The sequence below is a fragment of the Methanosarcinales archaeon genome, from assembly GCA_014859725.1.
GTDB lineage: Archaea > Halobacteriota > Methanosarcinia > Methanosarcinales > Methanocomedenaceae > Kmv04.
Genome location: JACUTQ010000113.1, coordinates 1 through 7,652, shown reverse-complemented (window position 1 = coordinate 7,652; position 7,652 = coordinate 1). Strand labels below are relative to the sequence as shown.

6 protein-coding genes are annotated in these 7,652 nt (G+C 39.5%); all 6 read left to right on the top strand.

Annotation, left to right across the window (positions count from 1 at the left end; translation table 11 throughout):
- Positions 1 to 2,527: DEAD/DEAH box helicase family protein (locus IBX40_09305; GenBank protein MBE0524510.1), on the top strand; the 2,527-nt coding region annotated here is incomplete at its 5' end.
- Between the two features lie 338 nt (positions 2,528 to 2,865).
- On the top strand, positions 2,866 to 4,101 hold the full coding sequence (locus tag IBX40_09300; protein MBE0524509.1) for a hypothetical protein: 1,236 nt from the start codon (positions 2,866 to 2,868) through the stop codon (positions 4,099 to 4,101).
- Positions 4,079 to 4,543 (top strand): ASCH domain-containing protein, encoded by a 465-nt coding sequence (locus IBX40_09295; GenBank protein ID MBE0524508.1) that lies wholly within the window; start codon positions 4,079 to 4,081, stop codon positions 4,541 to 4,543. The genes IBX40_09300 and IBX40_09295 overlap by 23 nt, the downstream gene beginning before the upstream one ends.
- Before the next feature lie 14 nt (positions 4,544 to 4,557).
- Entirely contained in the window at positions 4,558 to 5,985 is a 1,428-nt protein-coding gene (locus IBX40_09290) for a restriction endonuclease subunit S (protein MBE0524507.1), read from the top strand.
- A gap of 111 nt (positions 5,986 to 6,096) precedes the next feature.
- Positions 6,097 to 7,275 carry an ImmA/IrrE family metallo-endopeptidase gene (locus tag IBX40_09285; protein MBE0524506.1) on the top strand — a complete coding sequence of 393 codons (1,179 nt, stop codon included), beginning with the start codon at positions 6,097 to 6,099 and terminating at the stop codon, positions 7,273 to 7,275.
- 12 nt (positions 7,276 to 7,287) lie between these two features.
- The coding region (locus IBX40_09280; protein MBE0524505.1) for a DUF4411 family protein at positions 7,288 to 7,652 on the top strand (365 nt) is incomplete at its 3' end.

Genomic DNA, 7,652 nt, shown 5'->3' with positions numbered 1-7,652 from the left:
CAAATATATAACAAATATTCCTGGAAATCTTCCACATGTACAGTTGCCACTTCCTTTTTCCTACGAAAGTACTGGCACAGAGACGTATTTCAGAGATATTAGAGACCCGGATGCACGCTCAAGAAGGGTCTTTGCTTTTCACAAACCTGAAACCCTCAAGGAATGGATGTATCAACCAGATACCCTTAGGATACGACTTATGGAAATGGCTTCTATGCATGACTTGGAAGCTGAAGGTTTGAGAGTTTGCCAGTTTGATGCCATTCACAATCTGGACCAATCTTTAGCTGAATCAAGACCAAGGGCTCTTATCCAGATGGCTACAGGAACAGGAAAGACTTACACTGCTGTCAGTTCTATATACCGTTTAATAAAATTCGCAAATGCCAGAAGAGTACTGTTTTTAGTTGACAGGAGCAACCTGGGACGACAGACCCGAAAGGAGTTCCAGCAATATATAACCCCTGACGACGGCAGGAAATTCACTGAACTTTATAATGTACAGCACCTTACTTCAAATACCCTGGACCCTGTCAGCCGAGTGTGTATTACCACGATCCAGAGATTGTATTCAATGCTGAAAGGTGAGGAGGAATACGATGCTGAAAATGAAGAAGCATCATTGTTCGACCACTTACCCGCTGACAGAACCCCAAAGGATGTTATTTACAATCCCCAGATACCTATTGAGACCTTTGACTTTATCGTAACTGATGAATATCACAGATCAATCTATAATCTATGGAGACAGGTGCTGGAATACTTTGATGCTTTTATAGTCGGTCTGACAGCCACACCATCCAAGCAGACCCTGGGTTTTTTTAACCAGAATCTTGTCATGGAGTACAATCATGAACGGGCAGTGGCTGATGGGGTGAATGTGGGGTATGAAGTGTACCGCATCCAGACAGATATTACCGAGCAGGGAAGCAAGGTGGAGGCAGGTTATTATGTCGATAAAAGGGACCGGCTGACCAGGCGCAGGCGGTGGGAACAGCTGGATGAAGCCCTGGAATATACACCAAAACAACTGGACCGCAGTGTGGTGGCAACCGACCAGATAAGGACAGTAATCAGGACCTTTAAGAACAAGCTTACTACCGAAATGTTCCCTGGCAGGACCGAGGTCCTGAAGACCCTGGTATTTTCCAAGGATGATTCCCATGCCGAGGATATTGTCCATATCATCAGGGAGGAATTCGGCAAAGGAAACGAGTTCTGCAAGAAGATCACCTACAAGACCTATGGGGAGAAGCCTGAAGACCTGATTGCCAGTTTCCGCAATTCCTATAATCCGCACATTGCGGTGACCGTGGATATGGTATCGACTGGCACCGATATCAAACCACTGGAGTGCCTGCTGTTCATGCGGGATGTGAAATCCAGGGTGCTCTTTGAGCAGATGAAGGGGCGGGGCACACGGACCATCTCGTATACTGACCTGAAAGGAGTGACTCCGGATGCTCCCAGTAAGACCCATTTCGTGATCGTGGATGCAGTGGGCGTGTGCGAGAATGATAAGACCGATTCCAGGCCGCTTGAGCGAAAGAAGACAGTCTCCTTTGAGAAACTTATGGAATCTGTTGCATGGGGTAACCGGGATGAGGATACTCTGACTTCACTGGCCGGAAGACTGGCCAGGCTTGATCGGGCACTGGAAGAAAATGATAAACAGGAGATCGAAGAAGCAGCCGGAGGTAAGCCTTTAACACGGATAATCAACGATCTGCTGGATGCTGTTGATCCTGATAGAAAAGTGGAGAAGGCCAGGGAACTATTTGACACACAAACGCCAACCGATGAGCAGATCAGGGGCGCTGCTGAGGTGCTGGCGAATGATGCATGTACCTCCTTCGATGATCCTGGACTGAGAAATACTATTATTAACGTTAAGAAACGAAACGAGCAGGTTATCGATGATGTGAGCCAGGACACTGTGATCTTTGCTGGGTTTGGTGAACAGGCAAAGGAGAAGGCGCAAAATGTGGTGAACAACTTCAAGCAGTTTATTGAAGAAAACAAGGACGAGCTTACAGCGCTGCAGATCATCTATAGCAAACCATATGGGAGGAGGCATCTCACATACCAGGAGATCAAGCAACTTTCCAAAGCCATTGAAAAACCGCCATATAATTTAACACCAGAGCTGTTGTGGCAGGCGTATGAGCAGCTGGACAGGTCAAAGGTGATAGGGGCAGGTCCGCAGAGACTGCTGACAAATATTATCTCGCTGATGCGGTTTGCTACGGGTGAAAGTGATATGCTGGAACCGTTCCCAATTACGGTTAACCAGCGGTTTGAGAAGTGGATTGCAGAGCAGGAGGATATAAGGGATTCATTTACACAAGAACAGATGGAGTGGCTTTCAATGATAAAAGATCATATCGGTTCGTCTGTGAGTATAGAAATGGATGATTTTGAGAATGTTCCGTTTAACCAAAAAGGCGGTATTGTAAAGGCCTACCAGATCTTCGGACAGGAACTGAACAATATTTTAGCGCAACTTAATGAGGTGCTAGCAGTATGATATTACTTTCGCCTACCTCTTTGCAAAACGATATAATGTGAAAAATGAAGGTATGACACGATGTTCAGACATTTTTGGGACAATGATGCAATATGAAAATAATATTTGATACAAATATTCTTATTCATATCGAAGATCCTAAGGAATTGAGCCCAAATCTTCAAGATCTTCTTAATATAATCCGCAGACATGGACATCAAATCTTCATTCATCCAGCTTCTTTAAAAGATATCAATAATGACAAAGATGTTCAGCGGAGAACGATTATTTTATCAAAATTAAAAGGTTATCCACTTATTGAGTTACCACTTAGGCCCACTGAGGATTTTTTATCACTAATGGGGCCTTCACCCAGCAGTAATGAAACTAATGATAACGAAATCTTATTTTCAATCCAAAAAAATGCTGTCGATTTATTAATTACTGAAGATTATGGTCTTCATAAAAAGGCGAACCGAGTAGATCTTGATGATCGTGTGCTTTCCATTGATTCTGCCCTAGATTTTTTCAAGAACCTGTATGCAAGAAGAGTCCCGAAACATGCACTCCTGAAAGAAGATTTTGTGCGTAATCTCGATGTAGATGACCCCTTCTTCGATTTATTAAAAGAGGATTACAGTGACTCTGCTTTCAGGATTTGGTTCAAGAAAATATCAATTGAGGGGCGAAAATGCTGGGTTTATCAGGAAGATGATAAAATAAAGACATTGCTTATACTAAAAGAAGAAAATGAGCCTATTGAAACAATTATTCCGATCCCGGCCACTAAACGATTGAAGATAGCAACATTAAAAGTCGATCTTTCGGGATATAAATTGGGCGAACTTCTGTTAAAAATGGCTTTCCAATACTGCATTGACAATCATATTTTTGAGATGTATCTAACCCATTTTCGAAAAGAGAGTGATGGTTTAATTCATCTTATTGAATATTATGGATTTGAAAGTGTAGGTTTTTTGAAGAAAAATAATGAAGAAGTCTTTTTAAAAAAATTCATCCCAACTGAAAAGGAATTGTCACCCGTTGAGATGTCCAAGAAATACTATCCATCATTTAAAGATGCTTTAGATATCAAGAAATTCTTAATTCCCATTCGACCTGAATTTCATGACCGGCTCTTCCCTGACTATGAAAACCGACAGATGAAACTTACAGATTATAGTGAGATCAATGCGCCCGGCAATGCGATCAAGAAAGCATATCTTTCTTATTCTGGGACAAAGAAAATGAGAGCCGGGGATATTATTCTATTTTATCGATCTAAAGATCAAAAGGCTGTAGTTTCTCTTGGAGTTGTTGACCAAAAACCATTCCATAGTGATGATCTGGAATTGATACTTCGATCTGTTGGAAAAAGAAGTGTTTATTCTCATTCAGAACTCAAAGATTGGACTAAAAAACCTGTGTTTGTAATTCTATTTAGACATCATCTGAATCTCCCGAAGCCACTGGATAAGAATTTTCTTGACGATCATGGTATTTCTTATCCACAGACCATTAGTGAAATAAATCATAATCAATATATGGTGATAAAAGAAGGAGGGGAAATAGATGAACGTTTTACTGTCGGTTAAGCCAAAATACGCTGAAGAAATTGTATCGGGTAGGAAAAAATACGAGTTCAGGAAGTCCATTTTCAAACGAGAAGATATCGAAAAAATCTATATCTATTCCAGTTCTCCTGTTAAGAAAATTATTGCCATTGTTGAGATCGATTGCATTTTATTAGATTCGCCCCAGTTGTTATGGAAGCAATGCCATGGAGATGCGGGAATATCTGAACGTGAATTTTTCAATTATTTCAAAAATTCGGATATAGGTTATGCTATTAAAATTTCCAATGTCCAGGAATTAACTCCTCCAATTGATCCATATATTGATGAAGATTTCAGACCACCTCAATCGTTTTATTATCTACCTATGAGCTACCTTCAGTCATATTGGGAATATCAGATTTATGATATAAATTGTGGGCATGGTATAGTTGCAGACTCGTATCCTGGATATCCAAAGTAATTTCGGAATTAATCATGGATAGTTATGAAAAACTTATATTACCAGAAAACTGGGCATGGATGCCAGTTAAAGAAATAATTGAAAAAATCCCATTAACAAATAAGAAACTGAAACAGAAAGAATATCAACAAAATGGAAAATTTCCAGTTATTGATCAAGGCCAAGTCTTTATTGGAGGATATACTGATAAAGAAGAGTTAAAGATTTCTTATGAGTCTCCTTTGATAGTTTTTGGTGATCATACAAAAATTGTAAAATTTGTTAATTTTGATTTTGTAGCAGGTGCCGATGGTGTAAAAGTAATTCGACCTAAAAAAGTGTTTTATCCTAGACTTTTTTATTATTTCATTCAGGGAATTCCACTACCAGATAAAGGTTATGCTAGGCATTTTCAGTTTTTAGAGAAATCATTTATCCCCCTTCCCCCACTCCCCGAACAGCACCGCATCGTCGAGCGCATCGAACAGCTCTTCACCAACTTGGACGCCGGCGTGGAGTCGCTCAAGGCGGCCCGGGCCCAGTTGAAGCGATACCGCCAGTCGGTGCTGAAATCCGCATGTGAGGGCAGGCTGGTGCCTAACGAAGCTGAGCTGGCGCGGGCCGAGGGGCGGGAGTATGAACCTGCTGAGGTGCTGCTGGAGAGGATACTGGAGGAGCGGCGGCGGAAGTGGGAGGAAAAGAATAAGGGGAAGAAATATAAAGACCCTATAGCGCCTGAAACCGACAAGTTAAATGAACTTCCAGAAGGGTGGCATTGGGGTGGATTAGATGAAATTTCTCAGCATATAGTAGACTGTTTACATAGCACTCCTAAATTCGTAAATGAGGGGAAATATTGTATTGATACAAATTGCATAGAACAAGGAAAAATCATTTTTGAAAATGCACGTTTTGTTTCAGTTGATACTTACAATGAGAGAGTTAGGCGCTTGGTTCCTAAAGCTGGAGATATTTTATTTGCACGTGAAGGAACAATTGGAACTGCTGTTATAGTACCACCAAATTTCGATATTTGTTTAGGCCAAAGAATGATGATGTTTAGAACAGAAAATGGAATTGATTCATCATATTTTATGCTAGCATTACAATCTAAAATATTTGAACTTCAATGGAAACTAAAAATTACTGGCTCAACTGTTCCACATATAAATATTGGGGAGATCAAGATGATGGCTATCCCCCTCCCACCCCTCACCGAACAGCACCGCATCGTCACCGAAGTGGAGCGTTGCCTCTTGGCGGCTGATGAGATGGAAAAGACCATCGAGCACAGCCTTAAACAGGCAGAGCGCCTGCGCCAGAGCATCCTGAAGCGGGCCTTTGAGGGGAAGCTGATTCCCCAGGACCCGGAGGATGAGCCGGCAGGGGTGTTGTTGGAGCGGATAAAGGGAGAGAAGGCAAAGCGTGAGGCTGAAGAGAAAGCGAAAAATAAGAAGCGATAAAGGAAGCAAAATATATTTAATCCATCCCAAATAAGATTCGTTAGATATATTTAGTTAAATTTACTATGTATTGTTATTAAATTGAACTGAAAAAATAGAAAGATCATAAAAATGATATCTGCAAGAGCAAATATAAATCCGGACCTCTTAACTTGGGCACGCCAGACAGTAGGATTAGATATTGAGAAATCTGCAAAAAAAATTGCGATCGACCCAAAATTGCTTGAACAATGGGAGTCTGGAGAAAAAAAACCAACCATTAATCAACTAAGAAAAGCGGCGAATGCTTATAAACGATCTTTAGCTGTATTCTTTTTATCCGACCCCCCTTCTTTACCTAACATTTCTATGGATTTCAGGTTATTACCCGAAAATATGGATCATGAATTATCCTATGATACTTTAGTTCAAATCCGACAATGCAATAGAAGACAAGAAATTGCAATCGAATTAGCAAAAATGATAAATCTAGAAACAGGAAATGAACTTTCTATTGCTCATTTAAATGATGATCCTGAAAAACTTGCTCAAAGAGAAAGGGATTTTCTTAACATAAACATTCAAAACCAGTTTAAATTAAAGGATAAATATGCAGCATTGAGATTTTGGAAAAAAACGCTTGAAGATAAAGGAATACTTGTTTTTCAATCCAGTAAAGTCCAAATTTCTGAAATGAGAGGTTATTCTGGTTACAATGAAGAATATCCATTTATCATAATCAATTCCAAAGATACACCAACAGCTCGAATCTTTTCCTTATTCCATGAATACTGCCATTTACTCCTTCGAAATGGAGGAATTTGTGATATGTATGAATCTGATTATAAAAATAATATTTCCAGATTCGAGGTTTTTTGTAACCATTTTGCAGCGGCATTCTTAGTTCCGAAAGCCGGATTATTAAAAGAACCACTCGTTAAACAAAATCTTGATCCAGATCAATGGTCTGATGAAAATATTCGGAAACTTGCCAATAAATATAAAGTTAGTCGTGAAGTTATTATTCGCCGGCTTACTACATTAGATTTGGTAACCCTTGAATTTTATAGAACAAAACGAAAACAGCTTCTTGAAGAATTGAAATTGATGAAAAGTCCAGATGAAGATGTGAAAATTCCATATTATAGAAAAGTACTGAGCTGGAATGGGGAAATGTATTCAAATCTTGTTCTAGAGTCTTATCGAGAACAAAAAATCAACATGAGTGATGTTGCTGATTATCTAGGAGTACGATTGAAGCATTTACCAAAAATTGAATCCGAATTAATGCGTAGTGAAATGTCTTCTTAGGAGTTTTTTTTTTTGATTTATTGTATTGACACCAGTTCCCTTTTAACAGGGTGGAATGATAGATATCCGCCTGAGATATTTCCTCAGCTTTGGGAACACTTTAAAGGTTTAATTGAAACCGATAAATTAATAGCACCTGAAGAAGTCTATTTTGAATTAGAAAAGCAAGATGATAGCATAAAAAGTTGGGTGGATAAAAATAGTAAAATGTTTCAACCTTTAGACGATGAAGTACAAACTATCGTAAGTGAAATTTTAACAAAACATCCAACTTTAATCGACTTTAACCGAACAAGTAATCAAGCTGACCCTTTTGTAATTGCCTTAGCTTTACAACGAAATGGAATTGTCGTCACGGAGGAAAAATGGACAAATTC

Coding starts and splice junctions, on each gene's coding strand:
- IBX40_09285 (MBE0524506.1), top strand. CDS start 6,097: ATGATATCTGCAAGAGCAAATATAAATCCGGACCTCTTAACTTGGGCA.
- IBX40_09295 (MBE0524508.1), top strand. CDS start 4,079: ATGAACGTTTTACTGTCGGTTAAGCCAAAATACGCTGAAGAAATTGTA.
- IBX40_09290 (MBE0524507.1), top strand. CDS start 4,558: ATGGATAGTTATGAAAAACTTATATTACCAGAAAACTGGGCATGGATG.
- IBX40_09300 (MBE0524509.1), top strand. CDS start 2,866: ATGGGGCCTTCACCCAGCAGTAATGAAACTAATGATAACGAAATCTTA.